General features: G+C 68.7%; 23 protein-coding genes. 10 read left to right on the plus strand and 13 right to left on the minus strand.

Going from position 1 to position 25,520, the window contains the following annotated elements; genetic code table 11:
* Positions 1–59 precede the first annotated feature (59 nt).
* The 3 genes from ACSQ9E_RS30435 (at position 60) to ACSQ9E_RS30445 (ending at position 2,254) form a co-directional block, all read left to right on the plus strand.
* The gene (locus tag ACSQ9E_RS30435) at positions 60–1,106 is read left to right on the plus strand and encodes a pirin family protein (protein ID WP_436219984.1); all 1,047 of its coding nucleotides are present in this window, start codon (positions 60–62) and stop codon (positions 1,104–1,106) included.
* Between the two features lie 117 nt (positions 1,107–1,223).
* Positions 1,224–1,694, plus strand: a complete 471-nt coding sequence (locus ACSQ9E_RS30440; RefSeq protein WP_057267162.1) for an FKBP-type peptidyl-prolyl cis-trans isomerase — start codon at positions 1,224–1,226, stop codon at positions 1,692–1,694.
* Between the two features lie 8 nt (positions 1,695–1,702).
* Positions 1,703–2,254, plus strand: a complete 552-nt coding sequence (locus ACSQ9E_RS30445; RefSeq protein WP_235514290.1) for a prolyl hydroxylase family protein — start codon at positions 1,703–1,705, stop codon at positions 2,252–2,254.
* A 12-nt stretch (positions 2,255–2,266) separates the two neighbouring features.
* Here ACSQ9E_RS30445 and ACSQ9E_RS30450 read toward each other — a convergent pair whose 3' ends face one another.
* Positions 2,267–2,683: a rhodanese-like domain-containing protein gene (locus ACSQ9E_RS30450; RefSeq protein WP_057200696.1), complete on the minus strand. Its 417-nt coding sequence runs from the start codon at positions 2,681–2,683 to the stop codon at positions 2,267–2,269.
* Between the two features lie 101 nt (positions 2,684–2,784).
* On the opposite strand from ACSQ9E_RS30450, the gene ftrA reads away from it, so the two are divergent.
* Complete coding sequence (gene ftrA, locus ACSQ9E_RS30455; protein ID WP_057200697.1) at positions 2,785–3,759, plus strand: transcriptional regulator FtrA; 975 nt, start codon at positions 2,785–2,787, stop codon at positions 3,757–3,759.
* On the opposite strand, the gene ACSQ9E_RS30460 is transcribed toward ftrA, so the two are convergent.
* Entirely contained in the window at positions 3,743–4,660 is a 918-nt protein-coding gene (locus ACSQ9E_RS30460) for a LysR family transcriptional regulator (RefSeq protein WP_057267168.1), read from the minus strand. The genes ftrA and ACSQ9E_RS30460 overlap by 17 nt on opposite strands.
* A gap of 110 nt (positions 4,661–4,770) precedes the next feature.
* Between ACSQ9E_RS30460 and ACSQ9E_RS30465 the strand changes: the two genes are divergently transcribed.
* Positions 4,771–5,415, plus strand: coding sequence for a glutathione S-transferase family protein (locus ACSQ9E_RS30465; protein WP_436219985.1), 645 nt, complete (start codon positions 4,771–4,773; stop codon positions 5,413–5,415).
* A complete protein-coding gene (locus ACSQ9E_RS30470) occupies positions 5,412–6,383 on the plus strand; it encodes a flavin-nucleotide-binding protein (protein WP_436219986.1) in 972 nt (323 codons plus the stop codon). Before ACSQ9E_RS30465 ends, ACSQ9E_RS30470 begins: the two co-directional genes overlap by 4 nt.
* Here ACSQ9E_RS30470 and ACSQ9E_RS30475 read toward each other — a convergent pair.
* The 9 genes from ACSQ9E_RS30475 to ACSQ9E_RS30515 form a co-directional block, all read right to left on the minus strand.
* Entirely contained in the window at positions 6,352–7,221 is an 870-nt protein-coding gene (locus ACSQ9E_RS30475) for a TIGR03915 family putative DNA repair protein (RefSeq protein ID WP_436219987.1), read from the minus strand. The genes ACSQ9E_RS30470 and ACSQ9E_RS30475 overlap by 32 nt on opposite strands.
* 11 nt (positions 7,222–7,232) lie before the next feature.
* Positions 7,233–8,510, minus strand: coding sequence for a putative DNA modification/repair radical SAM protein (locus tag ACSQ9E_RS30480; RefSeq protein ID WP_436219988.1), 1,278 nt, complete (start codon positions 8,508–8,510; stop codon positions 7,233–7,235).
* Positions 8,511–8,580: 70 nt separating this feature from the next.
* Positions 8,581–9,546, minus strand: coding sequence for a Csu type fimbrial protein (locus tag ACSQ9E_RS30485; protein WP_436219989.1), 966 nt, complete (start codon positions 9,544–9,546; stop codon positions 8,581–8,583).
* The gene (locus ACSQ9E_RS30490) at positions 9,543–11,930 is read right to left on the minus strand and encodes a fimbria/pilus outer membrane usher protein (RefSeq protein WP_436219990.1); all 2,388 of its coding nucleotides are present in this window, start codon (positions 11,928–11,930) and stop codon (positions 9,543–9,545) included. The genes ACSQ9E_RS30485 and ACSQ9E_RS30490 overlap by 4 nt, the downstream gene beginning before the upstream one ends.
* On the minus strand, positions 11,899–12,723 hold the full coding sequence (locus tag ACSQ9E_RS30495; RefSeq protein ID WP_057200705.1) for a fimbrial biogenesis chaperone: 825 nt from the start codon (positions 12,721–12,723) through the stop codon (positions 11,899–11,901). Before ACSQ9E_RS30495 ends, ACSQ9E_RS30490 begins: the two co-directional genes overlap by 32 nt.
* A complete protein-coding gene (locus ACSQ9E_RS30500) occupies positions 12,717–13,298 on the minus strand; it encodes a spore coat protein U domain-containing protein (protein ID WP_082608063.1) in 582 nt (193 codons plus the stop codon). The genes ACSQ9E_RS30495 and ACSQ9E_RS30500 overlap by 7 nt, the downstream gene beginning before the upstream one ends.
* Before the next feature lie 229 nt (positions 13,299–13,527).
* On the minus strand, positions 13,528–14,139 hold the full coding sequence (locus tag ACSQ9E_RS30505; protein WP_235514298.1) for a Csu type fimbrial protein: 612 nt from the start codon (positions 14,137–14,139) through the stop codon (positions 13,528–13,530).
* A gap of 320 nt (positions 14,140–14,459) precedes the next feature.
* Positions 14,460–14,885 carry a response regulator gene (locus ACSQ9E_RS30510; RefSeq protein WP_235514307.1) on the minus strand — a complete coding sequence of 142 codons (426 nt, stop codon included), beginning with the start codon at positions 14,883–14,885 and terminating at the stop codon, positions 14,460–14,462.
* A 291-nt stretch (positions 14,886–15,176) separates the two neighbouring features.
* On the minus strand, positions 15,177–16,064 hold the full coding sequence (locus ACSQ9E_RS30515) for a gamma-glutamyl-gamma-aminobutyrate hydrolase family protein (RefSeq protein ID WP_157412373.1): 888 nt from the start codon (positions 16,062–16,064) through the stop codon (positions 15,177–15,179).
* Positions 16,065–16,370: 306 nt separating this feature from the next.
* Between ACSQ9E_RS30515 and ACSQ9E_RS30520 the strand changes: the two genes are divergently transcribed.
* The 3 genes from ACSQ9E_RS30520 (at position 16,371) to ACSQ9E_RS30530 (ending at position 22,424) form a co-directional block, all read left to right on the plus strand.
* Complete coding sequence (locus ACSQ9E_RS30520; RefSeq protein WP_436219991.1) at positions 16,371–19,988, plus strand: TonB-dependent receptor domain-containing protein; 3,618 nt, start codon at positions 16,371–16,373, stop codon at positions 19,986–19,988.
* Positions 19,969–21,948 (plus strand): CHASE2 domain-containing protein, encoded by a 1,980-nt coding sequence (locus tag ACSQ9E_RS30525; protein WP_436219992.1) that lies wholly within the window; start codon positions 19,969–19,971, stop codon positions 21,946–21,948. The genes ACSQ9E_RS30520 and ACSQ9E_RS30525 overlap by 20 nt, the downstream gene beginning before the upstream one ends.
* A gap of 125 nt (positions 21,949–22,073) precedes the next feature.
* Positions 22,074–22,424: an HPF/RaiA family ribosome-associated protein gene (locus ACSQ9E_RS30530; RefSeq protein ID WP_057200711.1), complete on the plus strand. Its 351-nt coding sequence runs from the start codon at positions 22,074–22,076 to the stop codon at positions 22,422–22,424.
* Positions 22,425–22,427: 3 nt separating this feature from the next.
* Here ACSQ9E_RS30530 and ACSQ9E_RS30535 read toward each other — a convergent pair whose 3' ends face one another.
* Complete coding sequence (locus tag ACSQ9E_RS30535; protein WP_428003165.1) at positions 22,428–23,396, minus strand: PDR/VanB family oxidoreductase; 969 nt, start codon at positions 23,394–23,396, stop codon at positions 22,428–22,430.
* Positions 23,393–24,424, minus strand: a complete 1,032-nt coding sequence (locus tag ACSQ9E_RS30540; RefSeq protein WP_436219993.1) for a Rieske 2Fe-2S domain-containing protein — start codon at positions 24,422–24,424, stop codon at positions 23,393–23,395. Before ACSQ9E_RS30540 ends, ACSQ9E_RS30535 begins: the two co-directional genes overlap by 4 nt.
* 263 nt (positions 24,425–24,687) lie before the next feature.
* On the opposite strand from ACSQ9E_RS30540, the gene ACSQ9E_RS30545 reads away from it, so the two are divergent.
* Positions 24,688–25,464, plus strand: a complete 777-nt coding sequence (locus ACSQ9E_RS30545; protein ID WP_428003167.1) for a GntR family transcriptional regulator — start codon at positions 24,688–24,690, stop codon at positions 25,462–25,464.
* The last annotated feature ends 56 nt before the right edge of the window (positions 25,465–25,520 follow it).

The following is a 25,520-nucleotide window of genomic DNA, read 5'->3' on the forward strand; positions in this document are numbered from 1 at the left end:
CCCATCTGTTGCGGGCATGCCGCTCACGATCACGACGGCGCACCACCGAAGGAGGCCCCATGTCGAACAACCATTCCACGCCCATCCTGCAAAGCCAGCCGCTCGGCCCGCTGTGGCCTACGCTCGACCCGTTCCTGTTCTGCGCGCACCACGACGACGCCTACCCTGCCGGCAACGCGGCCTTCGGCCCGGCCGTGCCGGTGGACGACCGCCAGATCGGCAGCGACTTCAGCCGCAAGGACGGCTGGAGCATGTACCACGGCGACACCGTGCCCGGCTTTCCCGGCCACCCGCACCGAGGCTTCGAGACCGTGACGCTGGTGCGCAAGGGGCTCATTGACCATTCCGACTCGCTGGGTGCCGCCGCGCGCTTCGGCGGCGGCGATGTGCAGTGGGTCACAGCCGGCAAGGGCATCGTGCATTCCGAGATGTTCCCGCTGCTGAGCGCCACCGAGCCGAACCCGCTGGAGCTGTTCCAGATCTGGCTGAACCTGCCTGCACGCCACAAGATGGTGGAGCCGCACTTCACCATGCTCTGGAACGAGCGCATCCCGCGCCTGGTGCACCACGACGAGGCCGGCCGCACGACCACCGCCACCGTGGTGGCCGGCGCCCTGCCCGCTGCGCCGGAACCGCTGGCGCCGCCACCCGAGTCCTGGGCCTCGCAGCCCGGCGCCGACGTGGCGATCTGGACGCTGCGCCTGGACCCCGGTGCCCAGTGGCCCATGCCGGCCGCGCTGGGTGCGGGCACGCGCCGCATGCTCTACTTCTTCGTGGGCGATGGCCTGCGCGTGGGCCCGCAGGAGGCGCAGGGCCATGCCGCGCTGGAGATAGACGCCCGCCAGGAATGGCTGCTGACCAACACCGGCGCCACCGTGGCCGAGTGCCTGGTGCTGCAGGGCCGCCCCATCGGCGAACCCGTGGCGCAGTACGGCCCCTTCGTGATGAACACGCAGCAGGAGATCATGCAGGCCATGCAGGACTACCGCCGCACCCAGTTCGGCGGCTGGCCCTGGCCCGACAGCGACCCGGTGCACGGTACCGAGGCACGGCGTTTTGCGCGCTACCCGGGCCAGGCCGAGGACGAGGTGCCTGCGGCCGTTTGAGGGGCGCCACCCCTGCTTGGGCAGGGGTGGTTCGGGTCGTGGACAATCCTGCATTCCGATCCGCAGGGCAGCGGCCATGCCGCCCCCTGCTATTCCTTGCATGAAAGCGCGCCATCCATGAACATCGCCAAAGACACCGCCGTCACCATCGCCTACAAGGTCACCACGCCCGAGGGCAAGCCCCTGGACGCGGGCAACCTGTCCTACCTGCACGGCGGCTACGAGAACATCTTCCCCAAGGTCGAGGCCGCCCTCGAAGGCCAGGCCGCCGGCTTCAGCACCACGCTGGACCTGGCCGTGGAAGAGGCCTTTGGCGCACGCGACGAAGGCCTGGTGCGCACCATCCCCAAGTCCGAGTTCCCCCCGGGCGTGAAGGTCGGCGGCCAGCTGCAGGGCGTGGGCACCGATGGCCAGCCCGCCGTGTTCAACGTGGTCAAGATCAAGGGCCCTGAAGTGCTGCTGGACGGTAACCACCCGCTGGCCGGCCAGGCGCTGCGCTTCTCGTGCAAGGTGGCCAGCGTTCGCGCCGCCAGCGCCGAGGAGATCGCCCACCGCCATGTGCACGGCGACCACGGCCACCACCATTGAGCCTTGCGATGGCTGGCCTGCAGGCGGTTGCGCATTCAGACCGGGCCTTTTCCATCCCCGGCTTCCTGTCGGGTGGCGAGTGCGATGAGCTCATCGCGCTGGCCGAGCGCGAGGGCTTCGAGGCCGCCGGCGTGCGCACGGCCGGTGGTCCCAGGGCCATGCCCCTGGTGCGCAACAACGACCGGGTGATGGTCGAGTCCGCCGCCTGGGTGGCCCTCCTGTGGCAGCGGTTGCAGGGCGTGGCCTTGCCACTGCTCGATGGAGAAGAGGCGCAAGGCCTGCCCAAGGAGCTGCGCTTTTACCGCTATGCCCCGGGCCAGCGCTTCAAGATGCACAAGGACGGGCCCTGGACCGAAGCGGGCATGACCAGCCGGCTCACGCTGCTGGTCTACCTCAATGCGGGCTTTGCGGGCGGGGACACCGATTTCAGGGATTTCGTGGTGCAGCCAGCCACCGGTGCGGCTCTGCTTTTCATCCACGACACCTGGCACGAAGGCCAGGCCGTCACCGAGGGCACGAAGTACGTGCTGCGCTCGGACGTGCTCTACGCACCGGGCTGACCTGCCGGGCGTTCAACCGCCCTGCGCACCCTTTTCCAGGCTGAAGCCCTCGTCGAGCCAGCCCGTCACCCCGCCGATCATCAGCTTCACCGGCCGGCCCAGCCGCGCCAGCCGCACGGCGCTGCGGTGCGCGCCATTGCAGTGCGGGCCTGCGCAATAGACGACGAACAGCGTGCCGGGCGCATAGGCGGCCATCTTCGCTTCGATGATCTTGGCGTGCGGCAGGCTCACCGCGCCAGGCACATGGCCGGCCTCGTACAGCGCGTGGCTGCGCACGTCCAGCAGCACGAAGTCCTGCACGCCGCGGTCCATGGCGTCGTGCACGTCCCAGCAATCGGTCTCGAAAGCGAAGGCGGCCTCGAAATGCGCCAGCGCTGCGGTGCTGTGGGCTGCGGGGATGGCGCCCACGGCGCTGGGGGAAGAGGTCATGGCAACTGGCTCCTTGAATGGCGTTTCAGATGCCTCCAGTGTCGCCAGGGGGTGCCACTCCGGCCAGTGGCAGCAATGACAATCTTCGGTAACATTGCGCCATGCCCCACCTTGTAGCGATCCTCGCCTACGACCGCCTGTGCACCTTCGAATTCGGCTGCGCGGTCGAGCTGTTCGCGCTGGAGCGGCCCGAGCTGGAGGAGGTGGACTGGTACCGCTACGCCGTGTGCGCGGTGGAGCCCGGCCCGCTGCGCGCCATGGGCGGGGTGCAGGTGCAGGCGCCGCATGGCCTGGCCATGCTGGCGCGGGCCGACACCATCGTGGTGCCCGGCTGGCGCGATGCGGCCGAGCGCCCGCCCGAGGCGCTGCTGCGCGCCCTGCAGCGCGCCTGGCGGCGCGGTGCGCGCATCTGCTCCATCTGCTCGGGCGTGTTCGTGCTCGCGCATGCGGGGCTGCTCGCGGGCCGGCGCGCCACCACGCACTGGCGCCATGCCGAGCGCCTGGCCAGCGAGTTCCCCGACATCACGGTGGATGTCTCGGCCCTGTACGTGGACGAAGGCCAGGCCATCACCTCGGCGGGCTCCGCCGCGGGGCTGGACATGCTGCTGCACCTGGTGCGGCGCGACCATGGCGCGCGCGTGGCGAACACGGTGGCGCAGCGGCTGGTGATGTCGCCGCACCGCGACGGCGGGCAGGCGCAGTTCGTGCCGCGGCCCATGCCCAGCGCCGAGGTCAGCAGCATCGCGCGCCTGCTCGACTGGCTGCGCGAGAACGCGCGCCAAGTGCACACGGTGGATTCCATGGCGGCGTTTGCGCAGATGAGCCGGCGCACGCTGCAGCGCCGCTTCAAGGAGGGCACGGGCCTATCGCCGCAGGACTGGCTGGTGCGCGAGCGTGTGGCCATCGCCAAGGAACTGCTGGAAACCCACCCGGCCATGCCCATCGACGCGGTGGCCGACCTGGCGGGCCTGGGTTCGCCCGAATCGCTGCGCCGGCATTTCCGCCTGCACCGGTTGCCGGCGCCCTCGCGCTACCGGCAGACCTTTTCAGAACCTGTTCTCAGGCCCTTCGGGTGAGGCCTCGGCCTTGCAGCACGGGCTCGGCTGACAGCCGCTCGCGCGCGAATTCCACGAAGGCCCGCACCTTGGCCGGCGCGCGCCGCCCCGCCGGGTAGACGATGTGCACGGGCACGGGCGGCGGCTCGTGTGCGGCCAGCACCACGCGCAGCCGGCCCGCGCGCACGCCCTGCGCCGCCTGGTAGGCGAGGCAGCGCGTGAGGCCCAGGCCCGATTCGGCGGCGGCGATGTCCACCTCGTTGCTGTTGCTGATCCAGCTGAAATGCGGCTGGCCCACCACGCCCCCCTTGAACTTCCATGGCGAGACGCTGTTGTTATCGAACGAGAAGCCGATGGCGCGGTGAGCTACCAGTTCATCGGGGTGGCGCGGCTCGCCGTGCTGCGCCAGGTAGGCGGGCGAGGCCACCACCAGCCGGCGCAGCGCACCCACCTGCACGGCGGTGAGGCCCGAGTCCGGCAGGTGGGCGATGCGGATCGCCACGTCCATGCCCTCTTCAAGCAGGTGCACCAGCCGGTTCACGAACAGCGTGCGCACCTGCACGCGCGGCTGCGCGTGCAGGAAGGCCTGCACGACGGGCGCCACATGCCGCATGCCGAACATCTGCGGCGCGGTGATGGCCAGCAGGCCCCGGGGCTCGGCCTGCCCGCCGCTGGCGGCCTGCTCGGCCTCCTGCAGGTCGGTGAGGATGGGGCGGCAGTCGGCCAAGAAGCGCTCGCCCGCCTCGGTCAGCCGCACGGTGCGCGTGCTGCGCTGAAACAGCAGCACCGACAGGCGCGCTTCCAGCGCCGCAATGGCGCGCGTGACGGCCGTGGCCGACACCCCCAGGCGCCGCGCGGCGGCGGCAAAGCCCCCCGCATCGGCCACGGCGACGAAGCAGCGCAGGGTGTCAAGATGGTCCATTGTTGCGACATCCGCAATTTTGATTGCCGCACTATGGCTATTCACGGCAGGTTTGGCAATGGATATCGTGGAGTCCTCTGTGTTTCCCCCTCTGACAAGGACCTTCCACCATGGCACCCTCCGCACCCCTCACGCTCTACCGCATGCCCATCTCGGGCCACAGCCACCGGGTCGAGCTCATGCTGTCCATGCTCGGCCTGCCCCATGCGCTGGTCCATGTGGACGTGATCGCCGGCGAGCACCGCCAGGCCGCCCACCTGGCGCGCAACCCGCTGGGCCAGATCCCGGTGCTGGTCGATGGCGATCTGGTGCTGTCCGACAGCAACGGCATCCTGGTCTACCTGGTGCAGCGCTATGCACCTGGCAGCCACTGGATCCCGCAGGACCCGGTGGGCCAGGCCGGCCTGCAGCGCTGGTTCAGCCTGGCGGCCGGCATGCTGGCGACCGGGGCATCGAGCGCACGTTTTGCCGCCATCACGGGCCGCGAACCCAGCGAGGCGGCACTGGCCATCGGCCGCCGGCTGTTCGACTTCATGGAGCCCGCGCTCGAAGGCCGCGACTGGCTGCTGGGCGGTGGCGCTCCCACGCTGGCCGACATCGCCATGGTGAGCTACACCTCGCAGGCACCGATCGGCGGGCTCTCGCTGGCTGGCTACCCGCGCATCGCCGCCTGGGTCGCGCGGGTCGAGGCTCTGCCAGGCTATGTGCCCCTGGCCGACCGCCTGCCCGCCCCTGACGCTGCGGTGCCGGCATGAGCGCCGCGCCCGCCGCCGCCTTCCACGTGGGCGAGCAGGCCCTGCAGGAGCGTGTGGGCGTGCGCGAGCGCATGGCCGCCGTCGGGCCCGTGGTGCTGCGCGACCAGATGCCCGACCAGCACCGCGAACTGTTCGAGAAACTGCCCACCTTGCTGCTGGGCGCGCTCGATGATCATGGCCAGCCCTGGGCCACGATGGTGGCCGGGCCGCCCGGCTTCGTGCAGACGCCCGATGCCGGGTCCATGCACCTGGCCGTGGCGCCCGATGCCGCCGACCCGGTGCTGGCCCGGCTGGTGCCCGGCGCGCCGGTGGGCGTGCTCGGGCTGGAGCCGCACACCCGCCGGCGCAACCGCATGAACGGACGGGTGGCTGCATTCGGTGCCCGCGGGCTGGAAGTGGGCGTGGCGCAGAGCTTTGGCAACTGCCCCAAGTACATCCAGGCGCGAGCGCCCGGCCTGCGCGCGATGGTGACGCCCCCGGCACCGGCCCAAGTGCTGGGCGCGGGGCTCGATGCCGCCGCGCTGGGCCTGATTGCGCGCAGCGACACGATGTTCATCGCCAGTGCCTCGGCCGCACAGCCGGGCACACGGCGCAACGAAGGCGTGGACGTGTCGCACCGCGGCGGCGAACCGGGTTTCGTTCATGCCGAGCACACGGAGCAGGGACTGGCGTTGACACTGCCCGACTACCCCGGCAACCTGTTCTTCAATACTCTGGGTAACCTCGCGCTGCACCCGCAGGCCGGGCTGCTGTGGGTGGACTACGAGGACGGTGGCCTGCTGCATGTGGCCGCCCGCGCCGAGCTGCTCTGGGACGAGGCCTCGCGTGCACGCTGGCCCGGCGCGCAGCGCGTGCTGCGGCTGCAGGTGCTGGGTGGCATCTGGCGCGCGAACGCCTTGCCCTGGCGCTGGACGGCGGCCGAGCTGGCGCCGCAGTTCAGCGCGATGCGTGCGCGTGTGACGGGATAAGGGGTGCGATGGCCTTGCGCGGCGTGGTGGCCTCGGCCTCCACCATGCGCGCGCTGCGCTCGTGGGCACCGCGCGTCAGTTCGGTGATCAGCGCGGCTTCGGGCAGGTTGTGCCAGTAGCGCTGTGGCATCTCCTTGCGCATCATGTCGGTCTTCAGGCGAGCGGGGTTGAAGATGTGGCGGTAGTAGGTGAGCCACAGGGCCTCGCCCGCATCGGGCGGTGGTGCGTCGCTGCGCTGGCCGCCGGGGCCAGTGTGCAATTGCGCGCCGTCCCAGCGCACGCTGGCATCGGGCGTGAGGATGGCCCAGTGCATCTGCGTGAAGCGCCGCACGAAGAAGCCGGCATTGGCTTCGGTGATGAAATGGTCGGGCTCGAACCAGGCCACCTGCACGGTGCGGCCCTCGCCGTCGGTCACCGAGCGAAAGCGCACGAAGGCGTGCATCTTGTGCATGTCGCGCGCCACGGCGCGCACCATGTGGTGGGCCTGCATGCGGTCGGCATCAAGCGGGTCGTGGCGCAGCCCGCGTTCGTGAGACATGCGCCACAGCAGCCGGTACATGAGCGCAAAGCGCGCCGGGTTGCGGTGCAGCACCAGGCGTTCGCACAGGCGCAGAAAATCCTCGGGCACCCGCGGCGCCGGGCCTCCTGCCTGCCGTGGCAGCGCATCCAGGGGCAGGCCCGATGGTGCGGGCGCGGCGAACAGGTCCTGTGCAGCGCCTTGCGCGGTGAACCACTCCACCTCCTGTGGCGGCACCCCGGCCTGCACCAGCGTGCGTGCGGCCCGGCGAAAGCCCGGCCAGTCGGTGGCATGTGCGAGGGTGATGGTGTGCAGTGCCATGGTGGCTTGTCTCAATCGAAAAGGCCGCGCTGCGCCGACGGCGGAGCCATGCGGGCGGCCAGATCGGCCGCATCCAGCGTGCGGCCCGGCCGATAGTCGGCCGCCTCCACGAAGGGCAGCACCTTCTTGAGCGGCACATGCAGCCGCGCCAGGTCGGCATGGCGCAGGCGGCGCACGCGGCGCGCGGCCAGCAGGCGGTCCACCGTCTGCACGCCAAAGCCAGGCACGCGCAGCAGCAGCTCGCGCGGGGCGGTGTTCAGGTTCACGGGGAAGCGCTCGCGGTGCGCAATCGCCCAGGCAAGCTTGGGGTCCATGTCCAGCGCCAGCATGCCGTTCTGGCCTGCGGGCACGATCTCGCTGTGTGCGAAGCCGTAAAAGCGCATCAACCAGTCGGCCTGGTAGAGCCGGTGCTCGCGCACGGTGGGCGGTGCGATCAGCGGCAGCGCACGCGCCGCATCCGGGATGGGGCTGAAGGCCGAGTAGTACACGCGCCGCAGCCGGTGCAGGCCGTACAGCCCGGCGCTGGTGGCCAGGATGGTGCGGTCGTCGGTGGCGTCGGCGCCGACGATCATCTGCGTGCTCTGGCCGCCCGGCGCGAAGTGCGGCGCCGGGGCCCGGCGGGCGCGCGCCGAGGCGGGCATGGATACCAGCTTGGCGGCAGCCTGCTCCTTGCGCGCCTGCCGAGCGTCCTCGATGTGCACCGCCATGCGCGCCATCGAGCGTGCAATGGCCGCGCCGTCCTTTTGCGGCGCCAGGGCCGCGAGCCCTTCGGGCGTGGGCAGCTCCACGTTGATGCTCAACCGGTCGGCATGGCGGCCGGCGCGCTCCATGAGCTCGGGCGAGGCATCGGGGATGGTCTTCAGGTGGATGTAGCCGCGAAAATCGTGCTCCTCCCGCAGCACGCGCGCCACCTCCACCACCTGCTCCATGGTGTAGTCGGGGCTCTGGATGATGCCGCTCGAGAGGAACAGCCCCTCGATGCAGTTGCGCCGGTAGAAATCGAGCGTGAGGTCCACCACCTCCTGCACCGTGAAGCGGGCGCGCGGCACATTGCTGCTGACCCGGTTCACGCAGTACAGGCAGTCGTACTGGCAGAAGTTGGTCAGCAAGATCTTGAGCAGCGAGATGCAGCGCCCGTCGGGCGCATAGCTGTGGCAGATGCCCATGCCCTCGGTGGACCCCATGCCGCGCCCGCCCAGCGAATCGCGGGGCGCGGCGCCGCTCGAAGCGCAGGAGGCGTCGTACTTGGCGGCGTCGGCCAGGATGGCCAGCTTGGATTGTAAATTCACTGTATGAATTTACAGTGAATTGCGCAGTTTGACCAGTGCAGGGGTATTGGGCGTTGCCCGGCGGTGCCGTTCAGAACTCCACGTCCACCTTTACGCTGTCGGTGTAGGTGCCCACGGGCACGTTCGGCTGGTCCGCATAGACGCTCGCGGTGTAGGGCATCACCTGCAGGGTCAGGCCGTCGGCCATGCCCAGGCCCGCAGCACGCGCCGTGCCGACGCTGCCCCAGACACTGGTATTGGGCTTGAAGATGTTGTATTGCAGCCGGTTGCTGCCACTGGCCATCTGCCGCCGTGTGCCATTGGCTTGGCCGCCCATGTCCAGCCCCACCGAGTAGGTCATGCCCTTGGTGCACAGCAGGGAAATACTCTGCGAGACGGCGCTGAATCCGCTGGGCAGGGGCGCCGAACCGAACTGGATGTCCGGCGCCGTGATGGTGCAATCGTTGATGACCACCAGGGTCACGGTCAGGGTGCGATCCTCATTGCCGTTGCGCACGTTGCCCACGCAGGCAGAGCCCACGGCAATGCCTTCGCAGATGTTCGCATAGGTCCAGTTGACGGTGATGCTGTCCGTGTAGGTGCCTGCCGGCACGTTGGCGCCCGCCAGCGTGCTGATCTTGATGCCGATGGTGGCGCTGTTGTTGCTCAGCAGCGAAACCGCGTTGATGCCATTGAGATCGAGTATCAACAGCCCGGAGGTGAAGGTACCGCCGCCCACCGGGCTGATTTGGTAGGGAATGGTGATGGCGCTGTTCAGCGTGTTCTTCAGCGTGAGGCCGGAGGTGGCGGTGGTGATCTTGGCCTTGAGCGTAGGCGTGGCAAACAGCGCCAGCACCACCGATCCGCAGCCGAGCTTGAAGTCTGCCGTGGTGGTGATGGGTGAGCCGCTGCGCACCCGCTGCGAGGGGTGGGTGCCCAGCGCGCCGCTGGTCTCGGTGGCCGCGCAGATGGCCAACACCTGCACCGGGCACGAGGCCAGCACCAGGCAGGCCCACAGGCTGCGCCAGCGCTGTAGAAGGGTGTAGAGGGTTGTCATCGCACAGCTCCTTCCTGGGGGCGCGGGGTGGTGGGCAGGCAGCGGACGATCAGGTCACGCGATGATGCATACGCCGCTTCGGAAAAGTCGGCCTTGCAAAACGCGCCCTCGGGGGTGCGCACCTGCAGGGCGTTCTGGGGCCGCAGCACGGTGAGGTAGACCACGCCATCCCAGCCCACCACGGTCTGCATGTTGCCCGGAGTGTGGAGCACGGCGCTGCCGGCCTTCATGGGCGTGCCCTGCGCATCCACCAGCGTGATGGTGGCCGTGCGCAGCTTGAGCACCGGCAGCTCCACCAGCATGCCGGCATTGCGCGAGACGGACATGCGCCGCTCCAGCGCCGGAATGTGCACGTCGGCCGGCAGGGTGAGCGGGTCCACCGCGTAGCGCCCCGGGTAGTAGGCGGGTACGCTGGGCACCAGCAGGTAGCCCTGGGCGTTGGTGTGGCCGGCCAACTGGTTCTCGTACAGGATGGGCACGTCGGGCATGCCCTGGGTAGAGACGAGCGCGAAGCCGTCGTACACGCGGTTGGCCGCGAACAGGTGCCCGTCGATGCTGCCCAGCGAGCCCGACAGCGTGCCCCACTGCATGGTCTGGCCAGGGCTGGCACTGACCCCACCCTCCACACTCAGCGTGCTGTTGCGGTACTGCAGAGCGGCCTGGCTGTAGCGCTGGGGGCCGCCCGAGAGCGTCTGCGCCACGTTCCAGCCATAGCCGCCTTCGGTGGGCATGGTGCGCTGGTAGCTGGCATAGGTCTGGGTGGATTCGCGGTTCTTCGACGTGGCCAGTTGGGCCGTAGAGCGGTCGCCCAGGAAATAGGTGAGCTGCAGCCGCAACTGGTTTTCCCGGGTTTCCACCGTACGCCCCGCCGTGACCGAGAGGAAGGTGTTGCCTGCGATCGGCAGGTTGTAGCTGGCGAACGCCAGGCGGTTGCGCTCGTTCCTGGCATTGCGCATGTCCAGCCAGCCCCCCGTGACCGAGCCCGTGCCCAGGTTCCAGCTCACGCTCAACTGGCGTGATCGCAGGGACAGCTGGTAGCCGTCGTCGGCATAGGTGCTGGCGTCGCCGAAGCGCGCGTCGCGGCCGGTCTGCTGGTAGGAGAAGCCTGCGCGCGGCGTATGGTATTGCCAGCCTGCGGAATACTGCCAGCCACTGCCAGAGCGTGCCGTGGTGCCGCGTGTCAGGGAGGCATTGGCGATGCCCAGCATGCCCAGGCCGGCCATGCCGCCGATGCCCACCACGCCAAGCCCCTTGCCCAACTGCGCCTGGGCTTCCAGGGTGACGCGGTCCGACAGGCCCTGGCGGTACACGCCTGCGGCAATCGGCCGGCCATAGGCAAAGCTGCGCAGCCCATAGGCCCTGCGCAAGGTGCCCAACGAGAGGGAGTAGTCCGTCCAGCCGGGGCGCAGCAGCTCCCGGTTCACATAGAACGGAATGGTTGTCTGGACCTGACGCCCAAGGGCGTCGGTGGTCACTACCGAGGCCGTGCCGGCACCGCTGACCACAGGAAGCTCGCCCAGCGTGAACGGCCCGGGGGCCACGCGGTGGCTGGCGGCCTTGAAGCCGTTGACGAACAGGTCCACGGCCGAAGGCAGGGCGGCCTGGCCGGCGAACTCGGGCAGGGGATAGGTGATGAGGTCGGGGCGCACGCCGAAGTTGCGCGCCCACTGCACGCCGGCCATGCGCACGGAGGTGGTCCAGGGCAGCGAGTCCGTCACCAGGTCTCCGTAGGTGGTCTCCGTGGCCCTGGCGTTGTCCACGCTCGTCCAGCGCGTGTCGTAGCGTATGTAGCCGCGGCTTGCGCCGCTGGAATGCAGGCGGACGATGCCGGTGTTGGAGGCTACGCCGCGGGGATTGAAGTAGCGTTGTTCGGACCACAGCGAGGTGAGCGACTGCGCGCGCGAGTGGCTCGTGTAGAGGTCATAGTTGAACAGCATGCCGCTGCCGGTGACGCTGGTGGGTGTTTCCTCGGGCGTCTCGTCGGCCAGGCGCTGCATGGGAAGCCACTGTGCGGGCACAGACAGGCGCAGCCGCTGGCCCAGGGCGTCGTAGTCGGCCGTGACGCCGGGCAGCGCATCCACCGCGACCCGGGCGCCCGCGGGCTGGCCGTTTTGCACATGCATCTGGCGCAAGGTCTGCGCTTCGATCTCGAAATGGGGGCCGCGCTGCAGCACTTCCACCAGCGCCCCGGACGCCTGGCCGTTGACCTCGACATCGAGGTACAGCACCACGGGTTGCGCGGCTGCATCCGGCGCCGAGGGCGGCGGCGGATAAGTGCCCGCAGAAAGCTGCGCAGGAAGGAAGGCACCGAGCACCAGGGCGCGGCCCGCGCGGGCCAAGAAGCCAGGGCGTTCATCGCGGTGCACGGGGAACCAGGGTTTCAACCCCGTTGATCGTGGCCTTGAGCTCCGGGTTGGCCGGCGGTGGCGCCTCCAGCTCCCACTGCATCTGGCTGCCTGGCAGCACATAGCCCATGAGTCCTTCATTGATGGAGATGGCGCCCCGGCTGCCGGCATTCCATTGCACGGAGGTCAGGCGGGCGTGGCCCGCCCCCTGGTTTCGCACCACGAGCTGGTGCCGGTTGCCCTGCTTCGTGGCCTGCCAAGTCAGGGAGGGCGGCAAGGGCTTGCCCTTGCCGCCAGCCAGCAGGGGCTTGGTCGGCCGAAACGGCTGCGCGCCCTCGCCATAGACGAACAACGGGATGGCGTAGCGCACGTTCAGGCGGATGCCCATGCCGGTTTCCGCGCCTGCAGGCATTTGCGCCGGGTCGCCGGGGGCGGGCAGCTCGTCGATCACCACCCGGTAGGCATCCTCCAGGCCCGTGGGTGGGCGCCGGGCGGCGATCAGTCGCACCATCTGCCGTTTGCCGGCCGGCACCAGGCTGATGGGCGGGCTGGCCACCACGTCCTTTTGCGCCGAGAAGAATTCCTCGCCATCGGTCTGGCTCCAGTCCAGTACCCGGACCTGCAGAGAGACGGCGGCGGTGCCGCGGTTTTCCAGCCAGACGGCCACGGCCTGCTGTTCCTCGGTGATCACGGGATCGACCGGCCAGATCATCAGCGGGGTGGCTGCATGCGCCCAGCCAGCGCAGGCAGCGAGCGCGAAGGCCATGCAGCGCGCGGTGCGCAGCCAGGCGACGGCAGAAGGGAAAGCCGTGAGGTGGTGCGTGCTCACCATGTCACGGTCACCTGCACCGTGTCCACATAGGTGCCGGCCATGGCGGCGGAGCCGGGCAGGACCAGATTGCCCCGGATGGGCAGGGCCGTCGGTGTTGTGCCCATGGTGATGCCGACTGCCACGTTGGGCGCCAGGGCGGTCACCGTGCCGGCCACCAGCGACAGCGTGTACGGGATGAACTGGCCGGCCCCGTTGGACAGGCGGCGCTGTGCGCCCTGCAGGTTCAGCCCACCGTTCACGCTGACCTGCGCCGCCGTGCCGGCCGTGCACACCAGTTGGGCCTGCATCCCCATGTCGTTGCTGGCCATGGCGGTGACCGTGCCGGTGCTGACCGCGGAGTGCGTGCCGAAGTTGACCGAGCCGAAGGGCACGCCCGTCACCTGCGAGGAGTTGCCGGACACGATGCAGCCGCTCACGACGGAGGCGTTCACCGCAAAGGAGGGGCTGGTGGGCGCCGTCGCGGCCATCGCTGCCAGTGACGTGCACAGCAACGGCAGCACGATGGCCACCTGCGGGCTGGCCTGGCTTCTGGCGCGCGAGCCTCTTCCTGCACGCGCATGCATTTCTTGAACCATGGATGATGCTCCCTCGGCCGCCCGCCACGGCCTGTGGTGTGATGCGGATTTGCCTTCAACCGTCTAACGTCGTTGGTTCGCCTTGCCGTGCTACAGCACTGTCTGCGGCTCCCGCCTGGTCATACGATTGAATGCAAATCCTCATTGGCGCTCCCGCGCTCTTCGCACACCCATTCCCCTGCTGCCTCTGTCTCCTGGTGGTTGCGACCGGTGGTCCGGCGCCCGGAGATCAGTAGGTCAGCGTGATCTGCAGCGTATCCGTGTACATGCCCGCCGGCAGCGCCGAGGGGTCTGACTTGTTGATCTGGCCATAGATGGGCAGCGCAAAGGCCACGCCATTGGCTGGCACCGTGATCCCCGTGATCGCCGCTCCGGTCGGATAGGCTTGGCTGTGCGCCGGGTCGCGGAACACGTCATACGGGATGTAGGCCGCCGTGCTACCGTTGCGCATGGCGCGGCTGCCGGCGCCGATGGAGCCCCCCTGGCCAGCGTAGGAGCCCGGGCCCACCAGGATGCTGATCCCCAGCACATCGGGTGAGCACACGATCTGCGTGGGGCCCGAGACGCTCTCGCCGCCGGAGGCCGTGGCGTTGACGATGCCCGTGAAGGTGCTGGGCCTGGTGCCGAAGTCCAGCAGGCCGAAGTTCACGCCGGAGGCGTTGCCGGAGCTCCCCGCGATCACGCAGCCCGCCGTGAGCTGAATCTGCGACTGCAGCGTGCCGGTGAGTGTGCCTGCCAGCGTCGGCCATGCCAGCATGCCGGCCGCCAGGGCCAGTGCCGCTGCGTAACGCTTTCGGTGGGGTGCGCACGCGCTGGCAGGGGATGGGCGCAGGCTCTCCATCGGGTGTCGCCTCGGTCGATTTCGCTCGGTTGCTCGCATGGTGTCCTCCTCTCAAAGCCGGAAGAAAAGCAGAGGAGACCCGTTGTGACCGGGACCGTCTGCCGAAGCTACGAGAGCACCTTGCCCCGTTATTGGCCGAGCGTCCAGCTTTTTTTTACCCAGGTGGGTGCGAAGGCACTTTGGAGGCGCACGCGCTGCTGTTCCTCGAAGGGCGGCGAACGTGTGATGTGTGGGCGTTGATCAGCCTGGGGTTGTGGGTCGGCTGCGGCGGCTGTCAGAACGGTCAGAGCAAAGCGGGGTCGCTCAGGGCTGCTGGGGGATCAGAACGGGGCGGGCGGCACGTCTGTGGCGGCACCGCCCGGCGCGCCACCACTGCGCCGGGGAATGAGCTGCGCGTCAAGCAAGGCCTCGATGCGGGCGAAGATCTCATGGCGCGAGAACGGCTTTTTCATGAAATCGTCAGCGCCGATCCGATTGGCATAGAACTGCTCGGTGGCGTGCTCGTTGCCGCTGATCATGATCACCGGGATGTGCTGCGAGGCAGGCAGCCTGCGAATGGTGCGCAGTGCATTGAACCCGTTCATGCCCGGGAGGATGATGTCGAGAAAGACCAGGTCGGGTGGTTCCTCGGCGATCAGGGCCAGGCCCTTCTCTGCATCCAGCGCCTCGCGCGTTTCATAGCCTGCCGAGAGCAGCGTCTTGCGCAGGACGGCGACCACGGTCGGCGAGTCGTCGATGATCAGCACCCTGGTGCCTTTTCGCGCGTTGACACGCCTGTGCTTGCGCCGCTCCAGGGGGTCTGCGGCACGTGCGGGGGGGGCGTCTGGACGGTCCGTCGTCTTGCGCATACCGCCCAGAAGGCGGTCGAAGATACTCATGGTGCGGGCTCGCTTCTCGCTGGATAGGGGCTCAACAGGCGCCAAGTATCCAGGATGTTGGGCTGCGGCAGAAGATGCCGGCGGTCCGCAGGCATCGCCAGGTGAGAACAATTGGGCGCTTTTGCTATTTTTTTAGCGGCCAGTGGCGCAGCCCCGCCATCATTGCTCCCCGGCCTTCTGCCGGTCCTTGCGCAGCGCCCGCCGCAGCAGCCGGGTGGCGCGGTCACGCAAGGGCGAGGCATGGGGCTCCGCCGGCGCTTGCGCCTTGGCCTTGGTGCATGCAGTGAGAAAATCCTCGAGGATGGCGGTGTCGTCCAGCGTATCGGAGCCCACCTTGTGGAACTCGGGGTGCCATTGCGTGGCGGCGATGTAGCCGCGCCCGGGGGCAGGCTTGAGGCGAATGGCTTCGGGCACGCCATCCGGTTCGCTCAGGGCCTCCACCTCGAAGTCCGGCGCCACGCGCTTGATGCCCTGGTGGTGGATACTGTTGACGCGTGCCCGGGGCTTTTCTGGATAGAGCTGCGCCAGGCGCGTGCCGGGCACGATTTCGATGTCGTGGAAATGCTGGTCGTAGGTGGTGGCGTTGCGGTGCTGCTGGGCGCCGGGGTGCTGGAACTCGATGTCCTGGTACAGCGCACCGCCGAAGGCCACGTTGATCAATTGCAGGCCCCGGCAGACGCCGAAGATGGGCTTGCGCACTTCGGCAAACGCCTTGACCACGGCCAGATCGTACAGGTCGCGCACGCGGTCGCCCACCCATTCTTCCCGCAGCGGCTCCTCGCCGTAGTTGCCCGGCCACACGTCCGCGCCGCCGTGCATCACCACGCCATCGAGCCAGTCGGCATAGTGGGCCAGCGTCACGTCGCCGCGTGCTGTTTCGCCCGTGGGGCAGGGCACCATCACCACCATGGCCCCGGCCGACATCAGCCAGTGCGCGATGGACTGCTCCACATACTGCAGGGTCTTGTTGGTGAACAGGGAACGGGTGGGGTCGGCATGCTGGAAACAGGCGGACAGGCCAATCTTGAGGCGGGGGGCGGCGGGCATGGGTGGGGGCTCCATAGGCATGTGCACCAGAGGCTGCGCATGCAAGGCAATAGGTATTTACGTTGTAGCACCCGCACCCTGCGCCGTCTGTAGGAAAGGGCCGTGCACGCCTGTGGCTGCGCCACCCGGTGCTATGAAATGTGGCTTTCTTCATGAAATGGCGGGTTGCCGTTGGTGCCTGGTGTGCTGCGGCCCGTCCGCGTTCCCGATAATTTCGGTAACCGGGTGTGACGGGCTGCGGCCTGCCCGTTCGTGGCCGCACCTGCGTCGGCCGCTGCCCGCCCCATAGGAAAACAAGGCACCTCCATGCGCCACCCCTCGATGCAGCTTTCCGCGCTCACCATGTTCCTGGCCCTGGCCTGGCCCCCGAGCCATGCCGCCGTGCCGCCGGGTGCGGCGGCCGAGATCGTGGGCCTGCAAGGCCCGGGCGACCAGCGCGCTGCGGCCACGCCGGATTGGAAGCCGGCACGCCAGGCCCAGGCGCTGGCGCCCGGCGACTTCGTGCGCACGCGCGAAGCCGCACGCATGGCCCTGCTGTTTGCCGACGACACCCAGTTGCGCCTGCACCAGAACACGGTGCTGCAGGTCAAGGCGGTGGCCACGCCTGCGCAGCCCATGACCACGCTGATGCTCAGCGCCGGCCGGGCCTGGACGCAGACGCGCCGCGCCGACGGCAGCCGCCTCACGCTGGAAACGCCCGCCGCCACGGCCGCGATCCGTGGCACAGACTGGGACATCGAGGTCGCTGGCGATGGTCGCACGCTGATCACCGTGCTCTCGGGCACGGTGGAGTTCGGCAACGCCCAGGGTCAGGTGTCGGTGGCCGCCAACGAGGCCGCCTACGCCGATGTGGGCCAGGCCCCGGTGAAGATGGTGCTGAGCCAGCCGCGCGACCGCATCCAGTGGGTGAATGCGCTGCGCGCCGATCCGCTGCCTTCGCTCGCGGCGCAGGGCCATACCGATGGTGGCATGCCTGCCGCGCTGGACCCGGTGCGGCGCGCACTGGCTGCCCGCGATGCGGCCGCTGCAGCCGCCGCATTGGCCCAGGTGCGCAGCCAGGTGCCCGCCGTCTGGGCAGCCGCCATGGAGTCCGCCGTGGCGCTGCAGGCGGGTGACCTGCAGACCGCCCGCGCCCGGCTTGCGCAGCAGGTCGACGGCGCGGGCCAGCCGCCCGTGCTGGCCGCCTGGCTCATGCAGTCGGATCTGCAACTGCTCGACGGCGATGGACCTGCGGCCGTGAACACCCTGCGCACGGCGCTCACGCAGCATTGGCCTGCCCATCCGGCCCTGGTGGCCCAGTTGGCGCGCGTGCAATTGCTCACTGACAGGGTCGAAGAGGCGCAGGCCACGCTGGCGGAAACCAGCGACGCAAGCGACGGGGGCCTGGCGCTGGTGCGCGCCGAGCTGGCCCGCCGCCAGGGCAATGGGCCGGCGGCCATTGCGGCCTACACCGAGGCCACGGCGCGCATGCCCGGCGACGCACGGGTCTGGCAGGGTCTGGGCAGCGCACATGTGGAGCGCGAGGAGACCGGCCCTGCACGCAAGGCACTGGGCCAGGCGCTGGCACTCGATGCGCAGACGCCGGGGGCGCAGGGCGAGCGGGGCACGCTCGAAACCTTTGTCAACCAGTTCACCGAGGCAGGGCAGGCGTTTGAAGTCGCCCTGCGCGACAACCCTGCCGACTATGTGGCGCTCACCGGGCAGGGGCTGATGCACCTCAAGCAGGGCCGGCCGCAGGCCGCGCTCGGCGACTTCCTGCGCGCCGGCGTGATGGAGCCGCGCTATGCGCGTGCCAAGGTCTGGACGGCGGTGGCTTACTACCAGCTCGGACGCACGCCCGATGCGCTGGCCACGCTGCGCCAGGCCAGTGCCCTCGACGACAAGGACCCCTTGCCCTACCTGCTGCTGGCGCAGATCCAGACCGATCTGTTCCAGCCCGGCGATGCCGTCGAGTCCGCCCGCGCGGCCGTGCAGCGCATGCCCTACCTCAAGTCGCTCAACCAGGTGGCCAATGACCAGAAGGGCAGCGCCAACCTGGGCGCCTCGCTGGCCTTCTTCGGCATGGAGGACTGGGCGCTAGAGCTGGCGCAAAAGAGCTTTTCGCCGTACTGGGGCGGCAGCCACCTGTTCCTGGCAGACCGCTACCGTGGCGAGTTCAACAAGAACTCGGCCCTGTTCCAGGGCTTTCTGACCGACCCCATGGCTTTTGGCGCCAGCCAGCTGCATTCCTCGCTGCTGCAGCGGCCGGGCAGCCATGGGGCGCTGGGCATGATGCTGGACCGCGAGTTCTACCGCATGCGCGCGCCCTCGCTCACGCTCAATGGCATGGACAACAGCCAGGTGCCGGTGTCCTGGTTCTTCAAGGCGCAGAACGCCCACGGCAAGCGCTTTCCGATCGACGTGGGGGTGTTCAACGTACCGGCGTTTCACGACTCCACGGGAGGCGCCGACGTGGGGGCCGACGTGCTGACGCTGGGCCTGGGCATGCAGCCCACCGAGCGCCTGAGCCTGTTCGTGTATGCCAACCAGTTCGACGTGTCGCTGCAGGGGCGCAACCGGCTGGACCTCTGGGGCGATGGGTCCGACGTGCTGCAGACCACGGGAAGCAGCCGGGTGCGCCTGGGGATGGCGGGGCTGTCCTACCGCTGGAGCCCGGTGCAGCAGACCTGGCTCAAGCTGGGGCGCAGCACGGAGCACACGCGCTCCGAGAACTACCCCACCCTGTTCCTGTTCCAGCCGCTGGCGGCCCTCATGGGCCTCAAGGCCTCGCCCGACAAGGCCTTCACCGATCTGCAACTGCGCCACACGGTGGACCTGGAGCCCGGCCAGCGCCTGAGCGTGACGCTGGAGCATGTGGCGGAAAAACAATCCAGTGAAGTCAGCGGCTACGGCCCCCTGATCCGCCGGGACAGCGCCGTGGCCCCCGACATCATGGTGTTTGCCGGCGTCAACGAGATCGACCGGCGCTACACCGGCCTGACCCTGGCCGGCAGCCAGCAGTTCACGCCGGACCTGCTGCTCGATGGTGCGCTGGGGCTGCAGCAGATCCGCCACCGGGTGCGCGGGGGCAATGCGGTGGGCCTGTTGGTGCGGGACGTCAGCGAATCGAGTCAGGCGCGCCGCGCGGACACGGAGCGGATGGCCACCCCGCGCGTGGGCCTGGTGTTCACCCCGGCGGCGGGCAGCACGCTGCGCATGGCCTACCAGGACTGGCTGCGCCCGCTGAGTGCGTCCACGCTCACCAGCGTGGAGACGGCCGGCATTCCGGTCGAAGACCGCCTGGTGGAGGCCGGTGGCCGCCATCGGCGCACGGTTGCGCAGCTGGGCATGGAGGTCGACGAGCGCACCTTCGTGAGTCTGCGCGCCGACCATTTGCGCGTGCGCAATCCCGGCGTGATCGGCGTGGACCTGCGCACGCCCAGCATGCCTTTCCTGGAGGAGATGCGCAGCGCGCAGATGATCAACCTGTCGACCACCGACGTGCTTGAAGGCACCCCGGGATTCGAGGAGGGCAGCCTGCAGGCCCTGGGCGCGGGCGTGAACCGCATGTTCAGCCGCCAGTGGTCGGGCTATGCCAAGTACCTGTTCCAGCACAGCCGCAGCCAGTACCTGGACAGCACCAGCAACAGCCTGGTGCGCGACCTGCGCATCCCCTACATACCGCGCCACACGGCGGTGATCGGGGCTACCTGGGCCAGCGCGCAGCGCGTGTACCTGAGCGCCCGGGCGGTCTACCGGTCCGAGCGTTTCGAGGACAAGCAGAACCTCACACGCCGCCCGCCGGGCTGGAACCTGGACATCGCGGGCTACTGGGAAACGCAGGACAAGCACTGGGTGGTGGGCGCGGGGGTGCTGAACCTGTTCGGAGACCGTTCCGACCGCCAGTCCGTGCGGTACGTGATCGATGCGCGCTACCGTTTCTAGGGGCGCATGGCGCGAAGCGGCCCTGGCGCTCGCCGCCAGCGCGCTGGTGCTGCTGCTCGCCTGGGCTGCCACGTTCACCCGGCCCTGGCATGCGCTGGAGTTCAAGACCTTCGACGTGCTCACGGCGCTTTCGGCGCCCCAGCGGGGCACCTATCCCGTGGTGATCCTCGCGATCGATGAGCCCACCTTCCAGGAGCTGCAGCAGCACTGGCCCTTTCCACGCAGCCTGCACGCACGCCTGATCGAGCGTGTGCACGCTGACGGGGCTGCCGCGATCGGCATGGACGTGGTGTTTGCCGACCCGACCAGCGAAGAGGAGGACGCGGCGCTGGAGCGCGCCGTGGCCGTTGCCGCACCCGTGGCCCTGGCTTCGGCGCGCGAGAAGATCGACAGTGGCAATGCCACGCTGTGGACCGATGTGCCGCCACTGCAGCGGTTGCTGGCTGCGGGCGGCCGGGCGGGCAGCGCGCTGGTGCAGCCTGACGACGACTTCGTGGTGCGCCGCGCCTTCGGCGAGTCCGACAGCCTGGCCATGCAGTTGGCGCGCCGGGTGGCGGGCTCTGGGGTCAACGACCTGCGGACCGCCGAGTGGTTGGCCTACCGGGGCCCGCGCGGCACCTTCGACACGCGCTCGTACTACCAGGCGCTGGAGCCCGGGCTGCTGCCGCCTGGCTTTTTCAAGGGCAAGATCGTGCTGGTCGGGCGGTCCGCGCTGAGCGCTTCGGAGCTTGAAAATGCGCGCGCGGACCTGTTCAATTCACCCTTCGGTTCTGTCGGGGGCGACCGCCTTTTTCCCGGCGTGGAACTGCAGGCCACGCAGCTGGACAACCTGCTTGCGGGCGATGGCCTGCGCAGCGCACCTGGCCATTGGACGCCCGTGCTGGTGCTCCTGATGATCCCTCTGGTGGTATTGGCCGGTCGACGCCTGCACACGGGCTGGGCGATCGTGCTGATGGCGGCCTTGGTGGCGGCCATGGGGCTCGCTTCGTGGCTGTTGTTCGCCTACGCACGGCTGTGGTGGCCGCCGTTGATGCCCATGGCTGCGGCCATGGGGTTGACGAGCGCTACCGCGCTGGTCATTTACGCCACCGTGCGCCAAAGAGCCCAGCAGACCCGCGCCATGTTCGCCCAGTACGTGCCGCCCGCCGTGGTGGCACGCCTGGTGGCCGAGCCCGGGCTGATGCGGCTTGGCGGCGAGGTGCGCGAGGTGACCATCATGTTCACCGACCTGGCCAATTTCACCACCCTGTCCGAGCAGCTCAGCGCCGAGCAGACGGTGGAACTGCTCTCCGGCTACTTCGACGCCATGACGCCCATCATCCACGCCAGCGGCGGCACGGTGGACAAGTTCATCGGCGATGCCGTGATGGCCTTCTGGGGCGCGCCGCTCGACGATGCCCGGCACGCCGAGCATGCGGTGCATGCGGCGCTGGACATGCAAAAGGCCATGGAACCGCTGGTGGCCGCCCTGCGCGCGCGCGGCCTGCCGCCGCTGCAAATGCGCATCGGCTTGCACACCGGTCGGGTGGTGGTGGGCAACGTGGGCTCGCAGCAGCGTTTTTCGTACACGGTGATCGGCGATGCGGTGAACCTTGCGGCGCGCCTGGAGGGCGCGAACAAGGCCTTCGGCACGGGCATCCTGCTGTCGCAGGCCACGGCGCGGCAACTGCCGGCCTTCCTGCCCGTGCGCGTGCTGGACGAGGTCATCGTCAAGGGGCGGGCCGAACCGGTTCGCGTCTTCACGCTCTGTGCCGACAGCGAGGCCTGCACATTGTCCGCAGCGGCCCTGGATGCCTTCCAGGCGGGTGATGCGTTTGCGGCTGCGGCACATCTCGACCAACTGCTGCAGCGCTGCCCCGGCGACCCGGCTGCCCTGCGCCTGCGGACCCGCGTGACCGAAGCGGCGGCACTGCCTGCGGGCGCACCCTGGCCAACCGCCGTTGCGCTGGATAAGTTGTAAGAACCTGTGTTTAACAGGTTCTTACCCGGCCGATTCGCGCTATAGCGCCTTTGGTGCCACCATGGGGCCATGGCTGCGGCCTGTCGCCGCCGCCTTTTTCTCGCAACCACCCCAAGGAGCCCCGCATGCAAGTACAAGTCAACACCGACGACCACATCAACGGCAGCGAATCCCTGGCCCAATGGGTGACAGACGAAGCCAAGACCCGCTTGGCGCGCTTCCAGGACCATGTGACGCGGCTGGAGGTATTCCTGTCCGATGTCGATGCCGGCAAGTCCGGCGCCAAGGACAAGCGCTGCCGTATCGAGGCTCGCGTCACGGGCCGCCAACCCGTCACGGTGACGGACGAGGCCGACAAGATGGCCAACGCCTTCATCGGCGCCACCGACAAGCTGGCGCGCGCGCTCGACACCGATCTGGGACGGGCCAAGGACCGCCATGGCCGCGACACCATCCGCACGGCCGAAGCTGAGTAGCTTCTAGAGATCCAGCACCAGCAGCTTGCCCTTGGCCCGTGAGCAGCAGGGCATGCACTGCTCGTTCGACGCCTTCTCCTCGTCGGTGAGGTACATGTCGCGGTGGTCCACCTCGCCTTCGAGCACGCGCGTGAGGCAGGTGCCGCACACACCCTGTTCGCACGAGGTCATGATGTCCACGCCCTGGGGGCGCAGCGCATCGACGATGGAGATATCGGCCGGTATGGTGTAGGTGCTGCCGGTGCTGGCGATGCGCACCTCGAACTCGCCGTCGCCCGAGGTGTCTTGTGCCGGTGCACCGAAGTATTCGAGGTGAATGCGGTCCGCCGGCCAGCCCAGGTTCTTGGCGGTGTTCACCACATGGTCGATGAAGCCGGCGGGGCCGCAGACGTAGAGGCGCGCGTCCGGTGCGACGTCCGCCAGCACGGCCATGAGGTCGAGCTTCTGCTCGGGCCCGCCCTCGTCGGTGTGCACCTGCACGTGGGGCGCCATGGCGGATGCTGCAATCTCCTCGGTGAACGCCGTGCGTGCCAATGAACGCGTGCAGTAGTGCAGCGTGAAGTCGGCGGCGGTGTGGGCCAGGCGTTCTGCCATGCACAAGAGCGGTGTCACACCGATGCCACCCGCCAGCAGCAGCGTGCGCTGCGCCGGGTGCAGTTCGAAATGGTTGCGCGGCGTGCTGATGGTGATCATGTCACCTTCGTGCACGGCATCGTGCATGCCGGCGGAACCGCCGCGCGAGGCTGCGTCGCGCAGCACGGCGATGCGGTAGCGGTGCTGCTCGCCTGCACTGTTGCACAGCGAATACTGGCGTGTGAGGCCGCCGGGGATGTGCACGTCGATGTGCGAGCCGGCGCTGAAGGCCGGCAGCGGCGCACCATCGGTGCGGGCCAGTTCGAAGCTGGCGATGCCCTCGGCCTCGGCCTGCTTGCGCACCACGCGCACCTGCAGGGTTTCCTGCGCGGTCGTCATGCTGCCTGCTCCGCCGCCAGGGTGCGGTCGATCACCTTGCGCGACTGTACGCCGCCTGCGTCAATGTTGAGCATGAGCAGCTTGCGCTCGGGGTGGCGCAGCAGGTTCAGCTGCTGCAGCTCCAGCATTTCGCGGTCTTCGGAAAAGATCTTGCCCTGGCCTTCGCGGATCTGCGCGGTGAGGGCCGGATCGTCGGGTTTGAAGTGGCGCGCCATGCCCCAGAAGTAGTGGATCGAGGTCTCGGTCTCGGGCGTGATGAAGTCCACGACGATGCTCGACGCCTTCTTATCGGCCGGGGCTTCGTAGCCGCCGTGGCCGGCGAGCGCCACGCCCACCTCGATCAGCACGTGGCTCGGTGGTGTGAAGTGGCAGATCTGCCAGCGGTCCACGGGCTGGTCGTCGGGCAGGCCGTTCATGCGCAGCGCCATCTGCCAGAACGGGGGCGCCTGGATACCTTCCATGAAACGGCTGGTGATGACCTCGTCGCCCTCGACGCGGGTCTTGCACGGCACCTCGTCGATCTCCTTCTGGCCGATGCTGTTGGAGTGCACATAGGTCTCGTGCGTCAGGTCCATCAGGTTGTCGACCATCAGCCGGTAGTCGCAGGCAATGTGGTACAGCCCGCCGCCATAGGCCCACTCGGGGTTCTCGGCCCACGCGAGGTGGTGGATCTTGGCGGGGTCGGCCTGCGCGGCATCGCCGGGCCAGACCCAGATGAAGCCGTAGCGCTCGACCACCGGAAAGCTGCGCGTGCGTGGAAAGCCCTGCACGCGCTGGCCCGGCATCGAAACGGCCTTGCCGTCGCAGCCCACGCGCAGGCCGTGGTAGCCGCACATCAATTGGCCATCGCAGACCGTGCCCAGCGACAGGGGCGCGCCGCGGTGGGGGCAGAAGTCGTCGAGCGCCGCGACCTGGTCGGGTGCCGGGCGGTAGAAGACCATCTTCTCGCCGCAGATGGTGCGGCCCAGGGGCTTGTCGGCAATCTCGTCGGGGGTGCAGGCGACGTACCAGGCATTCTTGGGGAACATGGTGCTTGTCTCTCTCCGTGGGGGAAGGATGTGTCGCGCCACAGGCTTGGTATACAGGCAGCCTGCGGATCGCTGTGTTCGTGAATGGATTGTGCGAAAAAGTCCGGTTTCTGTATACATAAAAAAGCCATAAACCAGCTATCGCGCACTGGCATATCCCATAAGGTGTTGTTTTGTATAGGTCGACGTCGAAGTGCAATGGAGGTTTTGCGGATTTCTGTATACATTCGGCCTTACGCCAGAACTCCCGCTTCGCACCGACCATGAACCACCCCGAACCCCAGGCCCTTGCCGCCCTTGGCGATGCGTCCGAAGCCGGCGCATCGCAGTCGGTCAAGGCCCAGTTGCGGCTGCGCGAGATGATCCTGGCCGGCGAACTCGCCGGTGGCGCGCGCATTGCCGAGCTGCCGCTGGTGGAGCTGCTCGGCGTCTCGCGCACCCCTATAAGAGCCGCGCTGATGCGGCTGGAGCAGGAGGGGCTGCTGCACCGCCTGCCGGGCGGCGGCTATGCGGTGCGCACCTTTTCGGAGACCGATGTGGCCGACGCCATCGAACTGCGCGGCACCATGGAAGGGCTGGCCGCGCGGCTGGCGGCCGAGCGCGGGGTGGAGGCAGGTGTGATGGCCGATACCGTGCAGTGCCTGGACGAGATCGACGCCGTGCTGGCGCCGCGCTCGCTCGACGATGAGGGCTTTTCGGCCTATGTGGCGCTCAACGCGCGCTTTCACCACCTGCTCAGCCGCATGGTGGGCAGCGGTGTCATCGTGCGCGAGCTCGACCGGGTCAAGGGCCTGCCGTTCGCTTCGCCCTCGGCCTTCGTGGTGGTGCAGACGCATTCGCCCGCCGCGCGTGACATGCTGGTGGTGGCGCAAGACCAGCACCGCCAGGTGCTCGATGCCATAGATCGGCGCGAGGGCGCGCGGGCCGAGGCCATCATGCGCGAGCACTCGCGCATCACGCGGCGCAACCTGCTCGCAGCCGTGCAGGCATCACAGGGTCAGGGTTTGCCCGGGGTGCAGCTCATCAGGGAAAGCGCCTGACCTATAACTGTTGCAAGTTATCACAATCGGCGATATCTAAAAGTCCGAAATCCCGC

It is taken from the genome of Acidovorax sp. LjRoot118 (genome assembly GCF_964253575.1).
Lineage (GTDB): Bacteria > Pseudomonadota > Gammaproteobacteria > Burkholderiales > Burkholderiaceae_C > Acidovorax.

What these genes read in the sequence shown, in the direction of transcription:
- ACSQ9E_RS30435 (WP_436219984.1), top strand. Translation starts at nt 60, where the DNA reads ATGTCGAACAACCATTCCACGCCCATCCTGCAAAGCCAGCCGCTCGGC.
- ACSQ9E_RS30440 (WP_057267162.1), top strand. Translation starts at nt 1,224, where the DNA reads ATGAACATCGCCAAAGACACCGCCGTCACCATCGCCTACAAGGTCACC.
- ACSQ9E_RS30445 (WP_235514290.1), top strand. Translation starts at nt 1,703, where the DNA reads ATGGCTGGCCTGCAGGCGGTTGCGCATTCAGACCGGGCCTTTTCCATC.
- ACSQ9E_RS30450 (WP_057200696.1), bottom strand. Translation starts at nt 2,683, where the DNA reads ATGACCTCTTCCCCCAGCGCCGTGGGCGCCATCCCCGCAGCCCACAGC.
- ftrA (WP_057200697.1), top strand. Translation starts at nt 2,785, where the DNA reads ATGCCCCACCTTGTAGCGATCCTCGCCTACGACCGCCTGTGCACCTTC.
- ACSQ9E_RS30460 (WP_057267168.1), bottom strand. Translation starts at nt 4,660, where the DNA reads ATGGACCATCTTGACACCCTGCGCTGCTTCGTCGCCGTGGCCGATGCG.
- ACSQ9E_RS30465 (WP_436219985.1), top strand. Translation starts at nt 4,771, where the DNA reads ATGGCACCCTCCGCACCCCTCACGCTCTACCGCATGCCCATCTCGGGC.
- ACSQ9E_RS30470 (WP_436219986.1), top strand. Translation starts at nt 5,412, where the DNA reads ATGAGCGCCGCGCCCGCCGCCGCCTTCCACGTGGGCGAGCAGGCCCTG.
- ACSQ9E_RS30475 (WP_436219987.1), bottom strand. Translation starts at nt 7,221, where the DNA reads ATGGCACTGCACACCATCACCCTCGCACATGCCACCGACTGGCCGGGC.
- ACSQ9E_RS30485 (WP_436219989.1), bottom strand. Translation starts at nt 9,546, where the DNA reads ATGACAACCCTCTACACCCTTCTACAGCGCTGGCGCAGCCTGTGGGCC.
- ACSQ9E_RS30495 (WP_057200705.1), bottom strand. Translation starts at nt 12,723, where the DNA reads ATGGTGAGCACGCACCACCTCACGGCTTTCCCTTCTGCCGTCGCCTGG.
- ACSQ9E_RS30500 (WP_082608063.1), bottom strand. Translation starts at nt 13,298, where the DNA reads ATGGTTCAAGAAATGCATGCGCGTGCAGGAAGAGGCTCGCGCGCCAGA.
- ACSQ9E_RS30505 (WP_235514298.1), bottom strand. Translation starts at nt 14,139, where the DNA reads ATGGAGAGCCTGCGCCCATCCCCTGCCAGCGCGTGCGCACCCCACCGA.
- ACSQ9E_RS30515 (WP_157412373.1), bottom strand. Translation starts at nt 16,064, where the DNA reads ATGCCCGCCGCCCCCCGCCTCAAGATTGGCCTGTCCGCCTGTTTCCAG.
- ACSQ9E_RS30520 (WP_436219991.1), top strand. Translation starts at nt 16,371, where the DNA reads ATGCGCCACCCCTCGATGCAGCTTTCCGCGCTCACCATGTTCCTGGCC.
- ACSQ9E_RS30525 (WP_436219992.1), top strand. Translation starts at nt 19,969, where the DNA reads ATGCGCGCTACCGTTTCTAGGGGCGCATGGCGCGAAGCGGCCCTGGCG.
- ACSQ9E_RS30530 (WP_057200711.1), top strand. Translation starts at nt 22,074, where the DNA reads ATGCAAGTACAAGTCAACACCGACGACCACATCAACGGCAGCGAATCC.
- ACSQ9E_RS30535 (WP_428003165.1), bottom strand. Translation starts at nt 23,396, where the DNA reads ATGACGACCGCGCAGGAAACCCTGCAGGTGCGCGTGGTGCGCAAGCAG.
- ACSQ9E_RS30540 (WP_436219993.1), bottom strand. Translation starts at nt 24,424, where the DNA reads ATGTTCCCCAAGAATGCCTGGTACGTCGCCTGCACCCCCGACGAGATT.
- ACSQ9E_RS30545 (WP_428003167.1), top strand. Translation starts at nt 24,688, where the DNA reads ATGAACCACCCCGAACCCCAGGCCCTTGCCGCCCTTGGCGATGCGTCC.